This is a genomic window from Staphylococcus sp. FSL W8-1207 (assembly GCF_038003745.1).
Classification (GTDB): Bacteria; Bacillota; Bacilli; order Staphylococcales; family Staphylococcaceae; genus Staphylococcus; species Staphylococcus equorum.
Genome location: NZ_JBBOPU010000001.1, coordinates 1,472,218 through 1,489,972 on the forward strand (window position 1 = coordinate 1,472,218; position 17,755 = coordinate 1,489,972).

Consider the following 17,755-nt stretch of genomic DNA (forward strand, 5'->3'; position numbering starts at 1 on the left):
CCCCACAAGGCTATCGTTATATCTGTTACAACAATGAAATTACATTGTGTGTACTGGTAAACCTATAGCTTTTTCAGCTGCTTCCATAGACATTTCACCTAATGTTGGGTGAGCATGTACAGTTAATGCTAAATCTTCAGCATTCATACCAGCTTCGATTGCTAAACCTAGTTCAGAAATAATATCAGATGCGCCAGTACCAACTACTTGAGCACCTACTAAAGTATTATCTTCTTTAAGCGTAATAAGTTTAACAAAGCCAGTAGTGTCATCTAATGATAACGCACGGCCATTAGCTGCATAAGGGAATTTAGAAGCAGTAATTTTTAATCCTTCTTCTTTAGCTTGAGCTTCTGTATAACCTACTTGAGCAAGTTCTGGCTCAGTGAAACATACAGCAGGCATACCGATGTAATCTACTTCTGATGCTTCACCAGAGATTACTTCAGCTGCAACTTTAGCTTCATAGCTTGCTTTATGCGCAAGTGGTAAACCAGGAACAATATCACCGATTGCAAAAATGTTTTCAATTGAAGTACGGCTTTGTTTGTCTACCTCGATTAATCCACGTTCTGCAAATTTAAGACCTAATTCTTCTAAGCCTAATTCGTCAGTGTTAGGACGACGACCTACAGTAACTAATACGTAATCAGCATCAATTGTTTGTTCTTCGCCTTTTACTTCGTAAGTTACTTTAACACCGTCTTCAGTTTCTTCAGCAGATTTAGCTATAGCTTCAGTTACAATATCAACGCCTTTTTCTTTCATGCCTTTTTTAACAGGTTGAGTCATTTGTTTTTCAAAACCGCCTAAGATATCTTTAGCGCCTTCTAAAATAGTAACTTCAGAACCAAAGTTTGCAAAAGCAGTTCCGAGTTCAGAACCAATATAACCGCCACCAACAACTACTAATTTACCAGGAACTTCTTGTAAATTTAGAGCGCCAGATGAATCAATTACACGATTTCCAAACTCAAAGTTAGGGATTTCAATTGGTCTTGAACCAGTTGCAATGATCGCGTTTTTAAAGTTATATGTTTGAGCACTTTTCTCATCCATAACACGTAAGCTATTGTTATCAACAAAGTAAGCTTCGCCTTTAACGATTTCTACTTTATTACCTTTTAACAATCCTTCAACGCCACCAGTTAATTTTTCAACTACTGATTGTTTGAATTCTTGAACTTTATTAAAATTAAGTGAAACACTTTCAGCAATAACACCTAAATTTTCTGAGTTCTTAGTTTCATCATAACGGTGTGAAGCGTGTAACAATGCTTTAGAAGGAATACAACCAACGTTAAGACATACGCCACCTAATGTTCCTTTTTCAACGATTGTTACTTTTTGACCTAACTGTGCTGCACGAATTGCTGCAACATAGCCTCCTGGTCCTGCTCCGATTACAATAGTGTCTGTTTCAATTGGGAAATCTCCAACTACCATATTTTACCCCTCCATTAATAATAATTCTGGATTATTCAATAAACGTTTGATGTGATTCATAGCATTTTGTCCAGTAGCACCATCAATTTGTCTGTGGTCAAAGCTTAATGATAATGATAATACTGGCGCAGCTACTATTTCACCATCTTTAACAATTGGTTTTTGTGCAATACGGCCAATACCTAAGATAGCTACTTCTGGGTGGTTGATTACTGGAGTGAACCATTGTCCACCAGCTGAACCGATATTACTAATTGTACATGTAGCATGTTTCATTTCATCTGCCGCTAATTTTCCGTCACGTGCTTTAACAGCAAGTTCGTTAATTTCGTCTGAGATGCTAAACATTGATTTACGGTCTGCATGTTTAACAACAGGCACTAATAGTCCTCTGTCTGTGTCAGCAGCAATACCAATGTTCCAATAATGTTTGTGTACGATTTCGCCAGCATCTTCGTTAAATGAAGTGTTAAGCGCTGGATATTTTTTAAGTGCAGAAACAAGTGCTTTAACAACATAAGGTAAGAAAGTTAATTTAGTACCTTGTTCAGCTGCAACTTCTTTGAATTTTTTACGGTGATCCCATAATTCTTGAACATCAATTTCATCCATTAATGTTACGTGAGGTGCAGTTTGTTTTGAATTAACCATTGCTTTAGCAATTGCTTTACGCATTGCAGGTATTTTCTCAGTTGATTCTGGGAATTCACCTTCTGTAGAAACTGGTGCTGATTGTGCTGCACTTGAAGTTTCTTCAGTTGCTGTAGCTGCGCTTTCATTTGAAGCTGCTTCTCCGCCACCATTTAAGTAGGCGTCCACATCTTCTTTAGTTGTACGGCCATTTTTACCTGAACCTGAAACAGCTTTAATGTTAACACCATTATCGCGAGCATATTTACGAACTGAAGGCATCGCTTTAACGCGTTTACTTTCATCTACTTCTTCGTCTTTAGATGCTTGTGCAGGTGCTTCTTCTTTAGTGCTTTCTTCTGCAGGTGCTTCTGTTTCTTCACTTGCTGAATCGTCACTTTCACTACCTTTGAATTGCATATCTTCTGCATCTGGTGAATCGATTTTTACGATTGTGTCACCAACAACTGCAACAGTACCTTCATCTACTAGTACTTCTTCAATAGTACCTGAAACAGGTGATGGGATTTCAACAACTGATTTATCGTTTTGTACCTCAGCTAAAATATCGTCCTCTTCAATTGTATCTCCAGATTTAATAAACCATTTTACAATTTCACCTTCGTGGATACCTTCACCAATGTCGGGTAATTTAAATTCAAATGCCACGTTATTATCCTCCTAAAAATTCATATTAAGTCAAAAATTAGAAATTGAGCGATGGACAATTAAGTCACTATCTCATGCTATAAATATAAATTTGGATGAAGTAGGTGCATCAATTAAACTGATATCATCCTACTTCATTAAATATATATTAAAATTCTAAAGTTTCTTTCGCTTTTTCAATGATGTCATTTTTGTTTGGTAACCAAACATTTTCAGCCTGTGTAAACGGATAAACTGTATCTGCCGCTGCAACACGAGCGATTGGTGCTTCTAATGAAAGGATAGAGCGTTCTGCTAATTCAGAAACAACTGTTGCTCCAACACCCGCTTGACGTTGCGCTTCTTGTACTACTACAGCACGTCCTGTTTTTTCTACTGAAGCAACAAGTGTTTCGATATCGATTGGTTGAACAGTACGTAAGTCAATAACTTCTACTGAATAACCATCTTTTTCTAACTCTTCTGCTGCTTTTAATGACTCTTGCACCATTGCACCATATGCAATAAGTGTAATGTCATTACCTTCTTGTTTCACGCTTGCTTTACCAATTTCAATTGTGTACTCTTCTTCAGGTACTTCATCACGGAAAGAGCGGTATAATTTCATATGTTCTAAATATACAACCGGGTCATTACTTCTGATTGCTGAGATTAATAATCCTTTAGCATCATATGGGTTAGACGGGATTACAACGTGTAAACCTGGTGATTGAGCTAAAAGACCTTCTAAGTTGTCAGCATGTAATTCTGGTGTATGAACGCCGCCACCAAATGGTGCACGAATAGTAACGGGTGATTGTTTAGAGTTACCAGAACGGAAACGCGTACGTGCAATTTGTCCTGCTATAGAGTCGAATACTTCAAATACAAATCCAAAGAATTGTACTTCCATTACTGGACGGTATCCTTGAGTAGATAAACCTAAAGCTAAACCACCAATACCAGATTCTGCTAAAGGTGTATCAAATACACGGTCTTCACCGAATTCTTTTTGTAAACCTTCAGTTACACGGAAAACACCACCGTTAACACCGACGTCTTCACCGAAAAGTAAAACATTCTCATCGTTTTGTAATTCGGTTTTAAGCGCGTTGTTAATCGCTTGAACCATTGTCATTTGTGCCATCGGTTACTTCGACTCCTTCTCTTTATAGATTTCATATTGCTCTGCTAAATTTTGAGGCATTTCTTCATACATATTTTCCATCAAGTCAGTAACTTTTTGTTTTTCAGTATTGTCTGCTTCTTTAATAGCAACTTTAATTTCAGCTTTTGCACGGTCGATAACTTCATTTTCTTTATCGCCAGTCCATAGACCTTTATTTTCAAGATATTTTCTGAAACGAACTAATGGATCCTTTTTCTCCCATTCAGAATCTTCATCAGATGTTCTGTATTTCGTTGGGTCATCTCCAGCCATAGTATGTGGACCATAACGATAAGTGATTGTTTCAATTAAAGTTGGACCTTCACCATTAACAGCACGATCACGCGCTTCTTTAGTTGCTTGGTATACTGCTAAAGCATCCATACCATCAACTTGAATACCTGGGATACCAACTGCAATAGCTTTTTGAGCTAATGTAATAGCAGCAGTTTGCTTACTACGTGGTGTTGAAATCGCATAGTTGTTGTTTTGTATAACGAAAATTGCAGGTGCTTTATATGCAGAAGCAAAGTTAATACCTTCATAGAAATCACCTTGTGAAGAACCACCATCACCAGTATAAGTAATTGCTACAGCACTTTTACCACGTTTTTTAATACCAAGCGCTACACCAGCAGTTTGAACATACTGAGCACCGATAATAATTTGTGGGCTTAATGCATTAACGCCTTCAGGCATTTGGTTTCCTTTAAAGTGACCTCTTGAGAATAAGAAGGCTTCAGTTAAAGGTAAACCTTGCCAGATTAATTGTGGAACATCACGGTAACCTGGTAATATAAAATCTTCTTGTTCTAAAGCATATTGTGAAGCTAATTGTGAAGCTTCTTGTCCTGCTGTCGGAGCGTAGAAACCTAATCTCCCTTGTCTGTTTAATGAAATAGAACGTTGATCAAGAATACGTGTCCAAACCATTCTCTCCATTAATTCAACTAATTGCTCGTCTGATAAATCTGGTACTAGATCTTCATTAACGATGTTACCATCTTCATCCAAAATTTGGATCATTTCAAATTGAGATTCAGTATCTTTCAATACTTTCTCTGCATCGAATTGGGCTTTCAATTTCGGAGCCATTCAATTCACCATACCTTTCCCGTATAATAGAAACTTATTTTATCCTTCAATATTGTACCACAAAACTGTTACACTGTTAAATAATTTGAAAAAGTTCTGTAATACTTACGACAAGTACAGTTTTTAATCTGTACCACTGTTTTTCATGGCGCTGTACTATTTAAAAACTAAGTCGCTATAAAGTAATTCCCTTAAAATTGTAAGCGCCCTCATAACTTATGCTATAACGTAGCAATTTAAAATTCAAATTTACCGCTTTATAATTTAAGAAAGGTTATCTACATCTTCTTTTTCTTTGTTCACTTTATTCATTGCATCTGAGTATTTTTCAAATGCTTTATTCATGTTTTTATATGCTTTCGAAACTGCTTCTGCTTTTTTGTCTATTTGTTCTTGATTCACTTGATCACCTGAAGTATAGCCAAACATATCTTTTTCCTTATTCAAAATGTTTTTATATGCTTTGGCATATTCATCATGTGCTTTGTATTTATCTTTAAGCGCTTGATTCAATTGTGTCACTTCTTTTTTCTTATCATCATCACTTATATTATCGACATGCTTTTCAGCTTTTTCAAATTCTTTTTCTGAGTTATCTATAGCTTCTTCTTCTTTTTTAAATGTTTTTTCTCTTTCTTCAACATTGTCCACGACTTTTTTCGAAGTATCCTTCACTTCTGCTTGGTCTTTACCATTAATTTTCTCTACTAATTTTTGCTTGTCTTGTTCAAGACTATTTAACTTCTTCCCTACTGAAGACACAGGTTTCTCTTCATCAAATGCTTTTTGTACTTTTTCGTTATAATCTTCTATTTCACCTTTGTCTGTTGTACACCCCGCTACTAACATTGTAGAAGCGAGTATCGCACCGATGCTATACTTTAATTTCATTTTTTGAGAAATCCTCCTTTATTTGTGTGTTATATTATATAATATTTTATAAGAAATCAAATGTATCACTGTATTTTAAGCGTTAAACTTTGGTATATTTTATATTAAGGAAGGTGTATGAACAAAATGATAACAATGAAAGATATTATCCGAGATGGTCACCCAACACTTCGTGAAAAAGCAAAAGATGTAACAATACCGCTTTCTGACGAAGATCGTGAAACTTTAAAATCTATGCGCGAATTTCTAATTAATAGTCAAGATGAAGAAACAGCTAATAAGTATGGACTTCGCTCAGGAGTAGGCCTTGCTGCTCCACAAATTAATATTGCAAAAAAAATGATAGCAGTCTATTTACCAGATGACGGTGATGGCAAAAGTTATGATTTAGCATTAGTTAACCCTAAAATCATGAGCCACAGTGTTCAAGAAGCATATTTACCAACTGGCGAAGGTTGTCTAAGTGTAGATGAAAACATTCCAGGACTCGTTCACCGTAAATATCGAATCACAGTAAAAGCAACAGATATAGATGGTAATGACGTAAAATTACGTTTAAAAGGTTATCCAGCTGTTGTCGTTCAACATGAGATAGACCATATTAATGGTGTAATGTTTTATGATCATATTGATCCAAATAATCCACTTACACCACATGAAGATGCAGTAGAAGTTTAATCTATTAAAAATAAAATGCCGTTAGCACTTTGAGAATTTCTCATTAGCTAACGGCATTTTTTACATAAAGTCATCTCTACGTTCAGTAAATGGTATATCTAATTTTTTAAGTTCTGTCTTTAAGTCGTTTAATTCTTTAATGTCTATAAATTCTGGATCATGATTATGTTTGACGTAATTTTGATCGCCATTTACAGTATCAATTATTTCATTATAATTAAAAAACATGATTACTTGTTCTGTACGGATTTCAAAAGTGATATCTTGAAATATTTTATCGTGTCGTTTTTTTTCTCGTTTAACATCTTCTATAATTCTTTTTACTCGATCCATTTCTATCACCCTTACCCATCTATCATTTCTATAATTAATAATAACTCCCTTTCATCATAATTAACTTTCAACGTGCACTCAAGTTTTATGATAATTTTTTGCAGCTTTTTTACATAACTAAAGATTTGATTTTGCAGATTAAATATTAATTATAATAAAAATGAAATTATTTGTACTTATTAAAAGAGGTACTAAAGATAAAACTGCTTTATTTATTCTACTACATCATGTAAAATGAGAAATAACTGAAAACATATGAATCATAGTGTTTGTAGTTTTCTAAACGAACGAACTGAAGATCTCCCTAGAAACATACTAAGCAAAAAACTAGTATGTTCTATTTATATACAGTATTAGTGTCCATGCATAATTAGAAGTGCAGTTAATTTCAAATAACCAATGGGTACTTCAAACTTTTATATTACTAGGGTTTTAATATAAAAAATTAAAAATCAAACATGATTTTAGGAGGAAATATATAAAATGGCAGTATTTAAAGTGTTTTTTCAAAAAACCAAAGAAGAAGTAATTGTACGTGAACACACACAAACAATTTACGTTGAAGGACAAACAGAAGAACAAGTAAGAAGATATTTAAAAGATCGTAATTTTAACATTGAATTTATTACTAAATTAGAGGGCGCACATTTAGAATATGAAAAACAATCAGATCACTTCAATGTGGAGCAAGCTGAATAATGAAACAAATTCATAAAAATGAAGTTGCGGTTTATGCTCTTGGTGGCTTAGGCGAAATTGGTAAAAATACTTATGCCGTTGAGTATCAGGACGAAATCGTTATTATCGATGCAGGTATCAAATTCCCTGATGATAATTTATTAGGTATTGACTATGTCATTCCTGATATTACTTATTTAGAGCAGAACCAAGATAAAATTGTTGGTCTGTTTATCACTCACGGACATGAGGACCATATAGGTGGTGTGCCCTACCTATTAAAGCAAATTAATGTGCCTATATATGGTGGACCATTAGCTTTAGGTTTAATCAGAAATAAATTAGAAGAACATCATTTATTAAGAACTGCAAAACTTATTGAAATTGATGAAAGTAGTGTCATCAAATCTAAACATTTTGAAGTTTCATTCTATTTAACTACACACAGTATTCCAGAAGCATATGGTGTTATCGTTAATACGCCAGAAGGAAATATTGTTCATACGGGTGACTTCAAATTTGATTTCACACCAGTTGGTGAACCAGCAAATATAGCTAAAATGGCAAAATTAGGTGAAGAAGGCGTCCTTTGTTTGCTTTCTGACTCTACCAATTCACTTGTACCAGATTTTACTTTAAGTGAACGTGAAGTCGGCCAAAATGTTGAAAAGATATTCCATGATTGTAATGGACGAATCATATTCGCCACATTTGCATCAAACATCTATCGTGTTCAACAAGCAGTTGAAGCTGCAATTAAACACAACCGTAAAATTGTTACATTTGGTCGTTCAATGGAAAACAACATTAAGATTGGTATGGAATTAGGCTATATCAAAGCACCACCAGAAACGTTTGTTGAACCAAATAAAATTAATACCGTGCCTAAGCATGAATTATTGATTCTATGTACAGGTTCTCAAGGTGAACCAATGGCAGCATTATCTAGAATTGCCAACGGTACGCATAAACAAATTAAAATCATCCCTGAAGATACAGTTGTATTTAGTTCTTCACCTATTCCAGGTAATACGAAAAGTATTAATCGCACAATAAATTCACTTTATCGTGCCGGTGCAGAAGTTATTCATAATAAAGTATCTAATATTCATACTTCTGGTCACGGTTCTAAAGGCGATCAACAGTTAATGTTACGTCTGTTACGTCCTAAGTTCTTTTTACCAATCCATGGTGAATACCGTATGCTAAAAGCGCATGGTCAATCAGGTGTTGAGTGTGGCGTTGAACCAGATAATGTATTTATTTTTGATATAGGTGATGTCTTAGCACTGACACATGATTCTGCTAGAAAAGCTGGTAGAATACCATCAGGTAATGTATTAGTTGATGGTAGTGGTATTGGTGATATCGGTAATGTAGTTATTCGTGATCGTAAACTATTATCAGAAGAAGGTTTAGTGATTGTTGTTGTAAGTATAGACTTCAAAACAAACAAACTACTTTCTGGACCTGATATTATCTCACGTGGTTTTGTATACATGCGTGAATCTGGACAATTGATTTATGATGCACAACGTAGAATCAAAACGGATGTTATTTCAAAATTAAATCAAAACCCAGAGATTCAATGGCATCAAATTAAATCGTCAATCATTGAAACGTTACAGCCTTATCTATTTGAAAAGACTGCACGTAAACCAATGATCTTACCAGTCATTATGAAAGTAAATGAAGATAACAACCAATCATTTGCTAAGAAACCTAGCCCTAAAAATGACAAACCTAAAAACAACAACACGAAAGCACCAGCAAAAAATCCAAAACCTAACAATCAAAACAAGAAAAAAAACAATAACAATAACAATCCAAAACCTAAACCTAAAAAAGATGAAACAAATCAATCATCTGAATCATAGGTCTTATAAACAGTCCACACATTGTCAAAACAATGTGTGGACTGTTTTGCTATGACTAATCTATTTCATAAAAACTGAACATTTTACTACATAAAAGCAATTCCATAATTTCTACTGCTTAACATAGCACTTTTTAACCCTTTTACCATTTATTAACACACCTCGTTTAATTAATAGTATTTTTATGTGGTTTTGAACTAATAATCTTTATTAAAGTTGAATACTTGTTTATTTCTTTAGCTGTTATATCGATGTTATTTTCATATTCATTCAATTGTATTTTTAAGCATTCAAACAGTTCATCTGGTGGGAGTGAGACAGAAATCTAATTTTTCTAACAAGATTTCGTCGTCCCAGCCCAGCAAAGTTAACTAGAAAATGGAATACAAAAACTTCAACTCTTGCATAAGAACCACTTTCCTTCATAAATGAAGTAGTATTTCTTTAAAAGATTGATAAAAGCGCATTTTCAGTTCAGTCAGCCACTGACACTGCCAATATAATAATCGAAATAATAAAAAGAAGCCTCCAATTTTGGAGACTTCTTCAATATTACATTGTTAGCGAACTACTTTTTTCTCAAAACGATTTAAGTCATTATCATGCCCTATCATAATTAATATATCACCGATTTCAATACTAATATTAGGATCAGGAGAAACTAAAATTTCTTTACCTCTTTTTATAGCAATAATACTTATCCCGAATTGTGCTCGAATATCTAATTCTATAATGGTTTGGCCAGCCATTTTTTCGCTCGCTTTAATCTCTACAATTGAATGTTCATCTGCAAGTTCTAAATAATCTAACACACTTGCACTTGCGACATTGTGAGCGATTCTTCTTCCCATATCTCTTTCTGGATGGACAACTGTATCCGCACCAATTTTATTCAAAATTTTTGCGTGATAATCATTTTGCGCTTTAGCTGTTACTTTCTTAACACCTAACTCTTTTAAAATTAGCGTTGTTAATGTACTTGATTGTATATTCTCACCTATTGCTACGATAACGTGATCAAAATTTCTGATGCCTAAACTTTTCATAACAGCTTCATCTGTTGTATCAGCAATGACAGCATGTGTGGCAATATCACTATATTCATTTACACGTGCTTCATTCATATCAATTGCCATAACATCCATATCTAATGCATTAAGTTCTCTTACTATACTGCCACCGAATCGACCTAAGCCGATAACCACATACTCTTTGTCCATATGCGTCCTCCAATTTAAAAAATCACGGATAAGATAGCTACTCATCAGCCTAAGCAAGCGAATGAATAACTATCATTACCTCATTTTAAAAAATTTATTTATTTTTTTCCTTCAACATAATCTTTGTCGAAAACAAATAATCTTAATAATAATATTAACGATGGAATGAGTAAAAGTAAACCTAAAACAAATGCAATAATTAAAGCAATGGCCATGTTACTATTAACGACACCTTCATCTATACGAACATATGGGTATAAGATGTATGGCATTTTGCTGGCGCCATATCCGAAAAATGCAAATGCCATTTGTAGTATAACAAGGATGAATGCAAATCCGTGCCATTTTTTTATTAATGTAAGTACCATGACACCTATAAAGCTTATAAAGCTTAGTAGGAACATCCACCAATAATCAGTTACTGCGCTTAAGAAATGCGCTTCGTTTTGTAGTCTTAACGATACAAATACGAATAATGAAATTGCGATCATCGGCGGTCCCCAGAACAAGAACCAATATCTTAATAAATCATATGCTGGTTTATCTTTAGCTTTTGAAGCATAGTACGTAAGGAAGCCTGAAGAAATATATAGCACTGATATAACGGCTAAGAATACGACAGACCATGAATAAGGACTCAAGGCTAATTCAAGCCAGTTCAAATCTATATTATCACCTGAACCTGTAATAAAGCCCCCTTCTGATATTGTTAGCGTTGTAGCAAGCGCAGCTGGAATAAACAATCCTGACAAGCCGTACATTGCTAACCAAATGAGTTTTGAATCAGGTCCATAATTTTCAAATGCGTAAAAACTACCTCTAATTGTTAGTAATATTAATGCAATTGAAGCTGGTACGAGTAGTACGGTACCAAAGTATTTCGCTGCATCAGGGAAAAAACCTACGATGCCAACGAAAAAGAATACAAAGAATACGTTTGTTACTTCCCACACAGGATTTAAATAACGACCTATTAAATGGTTAATTTGTTTATCTTGTTTAGTCACTTTTGCGTGAAGTGTAAAGAACCCAGCACCAAAATCAATAGAGGCGATAATAATATAAGAGAATAAGAATATTCCAAGTACTGTAATACCTATATAAGCAAATATCATTACTCATCACCTCTTTCTGGTGTATTTTCTTCTACATCTTTATATGCTGGTTTATTACTGAACATCCGAATTAATACATATGCGGTAGTCACGATTAATATTATATATAAGATACCGAATAATATTGTCACGAGTGTTAAACCACCTGCTTGAGTTGCAGCATCAGCTACTTTAAGGTAGCCACGAACCAACCATGGTTGACGACCTTGTTCAGTTAAGAACCACCCAGCTTCTATTGCAATCATTGCTGCTGGTCCAGTTAACAATGCACCATACAACATTGGTTTTGAATAAGTGAATTTGCGTAACTTCTTAAATATAAGTGTTAATATAAACGCACCTGATATAATCAAGCAGAATACACCCATAGAAACCATAATATCAAAGTAATAGTGTACAATCATCGGTGGATGCAGTTCTTCTGGAAACTCATTTAATCCTTTTACTTCTGTGTCTGTATTATTATCAGCCAAGAAACTGAGTATGCCAGGTATTTTTATGGCACCGGATACTTCTTGTGTTTCTTCATCTAAACTACCAAAGAATATTAAATCTGCATTGGACTCTGTTTCAAAGTGCCATTCATAAGCAGCAAGTTTTTCTGGTTGCTCTTGATGTAGAAACTTAGCTGATAAATCTCCAGCTAACATAGAACCTAAAGTAAATACTACGCCAAGAATCATCGTTAGTTTCAATGCTTTTTTATGATATTCTGTGTCTTTTTTGAATTTATTTTTCAATAATTTAAATGCAGCAATTGCAGCAAGTACAAATGCCATCGTCATAAGTGCTGTAGCAACAACGTGGAATGATCTAATTAAGAATGATTCGTTAAACATTGCTGCCCAAGGTTGGACGTTAACCATTTTCCCATCCTTCATTTCAAAGCCAGCTGGTGTATTCATAAATGAATTGACCGCTGTAATGAAGAATGCTGAGAATGTACCACCTATAATGACAGGAATACTAATAAGGAAATGAGTCCATTTACTCTTAAATCTATCCCATGTATATAAATAAATACTTAAGAAAATTGCTTCAAAGAAGAAAGCAAATGTTTCCATAAATAATGGTAATGCAATAACATGACCGCCCATTTGCATAAAGGTTGGCCATAATAGTGATAATTGCAGTCCAATAATTGTTCCTGTCACAACACCAACAGCTACCGTAATGGTATATCCTTTAGACCATCTTTTGGCTAATGTTATATATTTTGGATCATTTCTTTTTATACCTAAAAATTCAGCAACAGCAAACATTAATGGCACGCCCACACCAATCGTTGCGAATATGATATGAACCGCGAGTGTCATCGCAGTTAAAAAACGGGCTAATTCAACTGAATCCATAATATCACCTTTTTTATTTATTTGTGACAAAAATCACAACGTTCATTCATTATAAACTGCTTTACGTTGTATTGAAATAAGTTGCGTTCAAAATATAGTGACAAATTAATGACCACTTGCATGTAAGTCAAAGATTTGTAATAATTTAAAAAGTTTCTTATATTAAAGTATATCGAATTTAAAATAGGAAGGACGAGTTTTAATGGATAAAATAATAATTTATACGCAAAATGAATGCCCACCTTGTACTTTCATAAAAAACTATTTGTCAGATAAAGGCGTCTCATATAGCGAAAAAAACATCTCAAATTCCCAATATAGAAATGAAATGATAGACTATGATGCTTTCGCTACACCTTTTATCTTGTTGAATAATGAGCCAATGTACCAAATTGACATTGATAAAATCAACCACACTTTAAATATAGAATAGTTATCAAGCAATGTAGCCATTCTACATTTGAATTAGTAAATCTTTCACTTTCTAAACTATATGATTTTTAGTGTTATTACAAAGTTACTGTTTAACAACATGAAATGACTTATTACGTTAATTCTAATTTTTTTGAATTTATAGCAAAATAAAAAAGCTGATAGCCCCACTATAAATGGTCTATCAGCTTTTTTCGAACTCAAATGTTCAATTATTATTTAGCATATTGCTCAACTAGTTCTTGTACTTCTTCAGAAGTTGCACAATTAATTGCTCTTTGTGACAATTCTTCCATTTCATTTTGGCTTAAACCTTTGATTTGACGACGGGCTTTAAGCACTGATGTAGCACTCATTGAAAATTCATCTAATCCTAAGCCTAATAATAATGGAATAGCGATTTCGTCGCCTGCCATTTCGCCACACATACCAGTCCATTTACCTTCTTTATGTGATGCTTCGATCACTTGTTTTACTAAACGTAAAATTGAAGGATTGTATGGTTGATACAAGTAAGAAACGCGTTCAGACATGCGGTCAGCCGCCATTGTATATTGAATTAAATCATTTGTTCCTATACTGAAGAAATCAACTTCTTTTGCGAAGACATCTGCTAATGCAGCAGTTGAAGGAATTTCAACCATGATACCTAATTCAATATCATCAGAAACATCTGTACCTTCTTGTTTTAAGTTTTCTTTTTCTTCAAGTAATAATGCTTTAGCATCACGGAACTCATTGATTGTTGCAACCATTGGGAACATGATATTTAATTTACCGTAAACAGATGCACGTAATAATGCACGAAGTTGTGGTCTAAAAATATCAGGTTGGTCTAAACATAAACGAATCGCACGATAACCTAAGAATGGATTCATTTCTTCAGGTAAATTTAGATATGGTAACTCTTTATCGCCACCGATATCTAATGTACGTACAACAACACGTTTATCTTCCATCGTTTCTAGAACTTTTTTATAAGCTTCGAATTGTTCATCCTCAGTAGGCATTTCATCTCTACCCATATATAAAAATTCCGTACGATATAAACCAATACCTTCTGCACCATTTTCAATAACACCTGTTAAATCATTAGGTGTACCGATGTTTGCAGCTAATTCAGCATGTTTACCATCAATTGTTTTTGTTTCTTCATTGCGTAATTTTTGTAATTCCTTTTTATCTTCGAAGAAACGTTCACGCTTATTTTCATAAGCGATTACTTCATCATCTGTAGGATCAATAATTACTTCGCCTGTTAATCCGTCAACGATAATCATATCGCCTTGTTTAACGTCTTCAGTAATAGATTTTGTACCTACAACCGCAGGTATTTCTAAAGAACGGCTCATAATTGCTGAGTGTGATGTTCTTCCACCAATATTTGTTACAAAGCCTTGTACGAATTCTTTATTTAACTGAGCAGTATCTGAAGGCGTTAAATCGTTTCCAATTATAACAACGCTTTCATCAATGATACTAGGATTTGGTAACTCTACACCTAAAATATGTGCTAACACACGTTTAGAAACGTCACGGATATCAGCAGCACGTTCTTTCATGTATTCATTATCCATATTTTCAAATATAGTAATGAATTGTCCAGTTACTTCAGATAATGCAGTTGGTGCGTTAACTTGGTCATTTTTAATCTTGTCTTCAATCGGTTGAATTAACTCTGGATCATCTAAAACTAATAAATGAGCATCAAAAATCGCTGCTTTATCAGCACCTAGATTTTTTTCAGCATTATTTCTTATTTTTGTTAACTCAACTTTAGATGTTTCGATGGCGTCATTGAACTTAGCAATTTCAGCGTCGATATCTGTAATCTTTTCACTATTATATGAAAGATCTGGTTCAACTAATAAATATGCTTTAGCAATAGCTACACCATCAGATGCAGCAATGCCATTTATATAGTTAGTCATATTATTTAGTTAATCCTTCTTTAGATAAAATCTCAGTGATTGCTTCGATTGCGTCTGTTTCGTCGCTACCATCAGCGTAGATAGTGATTTCAGCATCTTTACCTACACCTAAACTCATAACACCCATGATTGATTTCAAGTTAACTTTTTTACCGTTATATTCTAATTGAATATCTGAATCAAATTTTGAGGCAGTTTGAACAAGCATTGTCGCTGGACGAGCGTGAATACCTGTTTCATCGATAATTACATATGATTTTTGTTCCATAATTTATTTCTCCTTCGTATAGTTAGAATCGTTAGTTTTTTATAAAACCTAACAAAGTTTTATATAATAAGATTACCAAATTATATATATAAATTCAATTCCTTGCACCCATGACATGACAATATTCAGCGTTTATTTAACAATTTGTGAAAACGCTGTAGTTTTACACAAGTGATTTAGCAACTTTTTCACATTTTTGAATATGATCATTACCTATTTTTTTCATGAAATAATAACTTATAGAAGCAGTGATTGCTTGACCTACTACCGGGAACCATTTCGTTTGTTTTGCTGCAGTACGTTTCGCTACATCACGAATAACTACTTTGAGAATAGCACTTGATACTTTTTTACCAATAAATTGGCTGCCTTGAATTGCCGCAGTAGTTAGCACACGCTCTTTCATGTCATCTCCCATGGTATTAACTTGTTTATGATCAAGACCATAAATTTTATTTACGTCCTCAATTATATCTTTCATAAGTTTAATATCTACACTGAAGCCTAAACCAGGAATAGGTACTACACTTACCCCAGATGATAGCATTGATTTTTTTCTTACTAAAGCCTCTGCACGTTGGCGACGTTCTTCAATTTCACTATGTGTTGTTGGTATGCTACCTTTATTATTTATATCTTCTATATTTAAGACTTTATTTCCTACTTTTTGTGTAACGTTATTTGTGATTTTATTTTTAAAACTCATTATGTTCACTCCTTAGTAAATTCTATACACTAAGAATAATACCCGTTTTTTCACACTTTACTGTATTTTTACAAAAATCGCTTTTAAATATTTTGAAGGTTTATAGTGTGCATGCGTCTTAAAATCTTTTGGCAAGCCCATGACATCAATAATTTCAAAGTCCACTTCTTCTTTAGTTAATGTTTCTGTAACTACATTTTTAAAAGCTTTTAGTGAAAACGTACTATTATTTGTACATAATAGCAATGTACCTTCAGGTCCAAGTATATCGAGTGCACCAACAATTAATTTATCGTAGTCTTTTAATACAGAAAATGTTTTTTTCTTATTTCTCGCAAAACTTGGCGGATCGATAACAATCGTATCGTAGAAGAAATCATGACGACGAGCATAATTATAGAAATTAAAAGTATCCATAACATAAATGTATTGTGACGCTGGGTCAATAGAATTTAAACCGAAATTACTTTCAGTAAGCGCTCGAGAACGGTTAGCTAAATCAACGCTTGTTGTCATCTCTGCATTTTCTGCAGCTACAACTGAGAATGCCCCTGTATAACTGAATAAATTCAATAAATTTTTATCTTGCGCGTATTGGTCTTTTAATTTCTTTCTTACTTCTCTTTGATCTAAAAAGATGCCCGTCATTGGCCCATCATTTAAATGCACATTATAAAATGTAAAGTTTTCTTCGATGACAATTGGGAATTCCGGTGCATCTCCGTCAACGAAGCCACCTTCTACATTAGCATCTTTAAAACGTAACTTTTCAAAAATTGACGTATAACCAAATATTGCTTTCAGCGCACTCAAAATATTATAACGGAACTTATAAATACCTTTAGAATACCATTGAACTAAGTAATGACCGTTGTAATTGTCGATTGTAAGACCACCAACACCATCACCTTCTCCGTTAAATACTCTAAATGCATTTGTGCCCTCTACATTATAAAAATATTCACGTTCTTTTTTCGCAATATCAAATAATCTTTCAAAAAATTGTGTGTTAACAATTTCATCACGCGAGTAACTCAATACCCAACCGATGCCTTTATGCTGACGTCCAACATATGCTGTTGCAATATACTGGTCTTTATCATTTAATAATTGAAATAAATCTCCTTCGTGTAAGTGATCGTGTGCGTAAATATCATCTTCGCTTACCAATGGATATTCATTTAAATATTTTGTTTCTTTACCTCTATTTAATGTGGCAGTTTTCATAAAATTATGTCAGCCTTTCTACTATTTTTTTATATTTATCTGTCGCTTACTTATTTTATC

17 protein-coding genes are annotated in these 17,755 nt (G+C 33.8%); 4 read left to right on the forward strand and 13 right to left on the reverse strand.

The genetic code is table 11. The annotated features are described in order from the left end of the window. Positions 1-39: 39 nt before the first annotated feature. The 5 genes from lpdA to NSR03_RS07380 form a co-directional block, all read right to left on the reverse strand. Positions 40-1,446 carry a dihydrolipoyl dehydrogenase gene (gene lpdA, locus NSR03_RS07360; RefSeq protein ID WP_069820778.1) on the reverse strand — a complete coding sequence of 469 codons (1,407 nt, stop codon included), beginning with the start codon at positions 1,444-1,446 and terminating at the stop codon, positions 40-42. A 3-nt stretch (positions 1,447-1,449) separates the two neighbouring features. Continuing rightward, positions 1,450-2,745, reverse strand: a complete 1,296-nt coding sequence (locus tag NSR03_RS07365) for a dihydrolipoamide acetyltransferase family protein (protein WP_002508002.1) — start codon at positions 2,743-2,745, stop codon at positions 1,450-1,452. A 148-nt stretch (positions 2,746-2,893) separates the two neighbouring features. After that, positions 2,894-3,871, reverse strand: coding sequence for an alpha-ketoacid dehydrogenase subunit beta (locus NSR03_RS07370; RefSeq protein WP_002508003.1), 978 nt, complete (start codon positions 3,869-3,871; stop codon positions 2,894-2,896). Between the two features lie 3 nt (positions 3,872-3,874). After that, complete coding sequence (gene pdhA / locus NSR03_RS07375; protein WP_021338652.1) at positions 3,875-4,987, reverse strand: pyruvate dehydrogenase (acetyl-transferring) E1 component subunit alpha; 1,113 nt, start codon at positions 4,985-4,987, stop codon at positions 3,875-3,877. 264 nt (positions 4,988-5,251) lie between these two features. Then, on the reverse strand, positions 5,252-5,878 hold the full coding sequence (locus NSR03_RS07380) for a YkyA family protein (RefSeq protein ID WP_021338651.1): 627 nt from the start codon (positions 5,876-5,878) through the stop codon (positions 5,252-5,254). Between the two features lie 126 nt (positions 5,879-6,004). Here NSR03_RS07380 and def point away from each other — a divergent pair, with 126 nt between their 5' ends. Then, complete coding sequence (gene def, locus NSR03_RS07385) at positions 6,005-6,556, forward strand: peptide deformylase (RefSeq protein ID WP_021338650.1); 552 nt, start codon at positions 6,005-6,007, stop codon at positions 6,554-6,556. A gap of 60 nt (positions 6,557-6,616) precedes the next feature. On the opposite strand, the gene NSR03_RS07390 is transcribed toward def, so the two are convergent. Continuing rightward, positions 6,617-6,889: a hypothetical protein gene (locus tag NSR03_RS07390; protein ID WP_021338649.1), complete on the reverse strand. Its 273-nt coding sequence runs from the start codon at positions 6,887-6,889 to the stop codon at positions 6,617-6,619. Positions 6,890-7,372: 483 nt separating this feature from the next. On the opposite strand from NSR03_RS07390, the gene NSR03_RS07395 reads away from it, so the two are divergent. Together NSR03_RS07395 and rnjA are read left to right on the forward strand one after the other, a co-directional pair. Next, a complete protein-coding gene (locus NSR03_RS07395; RefSeq protein ID WP_002508008.1) occupies positions 7,373-7,588 on the forward strand; it encodes a DNA-dependent RNA polymerase subunit epsilon in 216 nt (71 codons plus the stop codon). After that, positions 7,588-9,444 (forward strand): ribonuclease J1, encoded by a 1,857-nt coding sequence (gene rnjA, locus NSR03_RS07400; RefSeq protein WP_021338648.1) that lies wholly within the window; start codon positions 7,588-7,590, stop codon positions 9,442-9,444. The genes NSR03_RS07395 and rnjA overlap by 1 nt, the downstream gene beginning before the upstream one ends. A 560-nt stretch (positions 9,445-10,004) precedes the next feature. Here the strand turns inward: rnjA and NSR03_RS07405 are convergent. From NSR03_RS07405 to NSR03_RS07415, 3 genes are all read right to left on the reverse strand, one after another. Continuing rightward, positions 10,005-10,664: a potassium channel family protein gene (locus NSR03_RS07405; protein WP_002508010.1), complete on the reverse strand. Its 660-nt coding sequence runs from the start codon at positions 10,662-10,664 to the stop codon at positions 10,005-10,007. A 98-nt stretch (positions 10,665-10,762) separates the two neighbouring features. After that, on the reverse strand, positions 10,763-11,779 hold the full coding sequence (locus NSR03_RS07410; RefSeq protein ID WP_021338647.1) for a cytochrome d ubiquinol oxidase subunit II: 1,017 nt from the start codon (positions 11,777-11,779) through the stop codon (positions 10,763-10,765). After that, positions 11,779-13,131, reverse strand: a complete 1,353-nt coding sequence (locus NSR03_RS07415) for a cytochrome ubiquinol oxidase subunit I (protein WP_002508012.1) — start codon at positions 13,129-13,131, stop codon at positions 11,779-11,781. Before NSR03_RS07415 ends, NSR03_RS07410 begins: the two co-directional genes overlap by 1 nt. Before the next feature lie 202 nt (positions 13,132-13,333). Here NSR03_RS07415 and NSR03_RS07420 point away from each other — a divergent pair, with 202 nt between their 5' ends. Continuing rightward, positions 13,334-13,564 (forward strand): glutaredoxin family protein, encoded by a 231-nt coding sequence (locus NSR03_RS07420; protein WP_002508013.1) that lies wholly within the window; start codon positions 13,334-13,336, stop codon positions 13,562-13,564. 214 nt (positions 13,565-13,778) lie between these two features. Here the strand turns inward: NSR03_RS07420 and ptsP are convergent, their stop codons facing one another. From ptsP to NSR03_RS07440, 4 genes are all read right to left on the reverse strand, one after another. Further along, complete coding sequence (ptsP, locus tag NSR03_RS07425; protein ID WP_002508014.1) at positions 13,779-15,494, reverse strand: phosphoenolpyruvate--protein phosphotransferase; 1,716 nt, start codon at positions 15,492-15,494, stop codon at positions 13,779-13,781. Between the two features lies 1 nt (position 15,495). Next, positions 15,496-15,762 carry a phosphocarrier protein HPr gene (locus tag NSR03_RS07430; protein ID WP_002508015.1) on the reverse strand — a complete coding sequence of 89 codons (267 nt, stop codon included), beginning with the start codon at positions 15,760-15,762 and terminating at the stop codon, positions 15,496-15,498. Between the two features lie 163 nt (positions 15,763-15,925). Next, positions 15,926-16,468, reverse strand: coding sequence for a hypothetical protein (locus NSR03_RS07435; protein ID WP_021338646.1), 543 nt, complete (start codon positions 16,466-16,468; stop codon positions 15,926-15,928). A 57-nt stretch (positions 16,469-16,525) separates the two neighbouring features. Next, a complete protein-coding gene (locus tag NSR03_RS07440) occupies positions 16,526-17,695 on the reverse strand; it encodes a class I SAM-dependent rRNA methyltransferase (RefSeq protein ID WP_002508017.1) in 1,170 nt (389 codons plus the stop codon). Between the last annotated feature and the right edge of the window lie 60 nt (positions 17,696-17,755).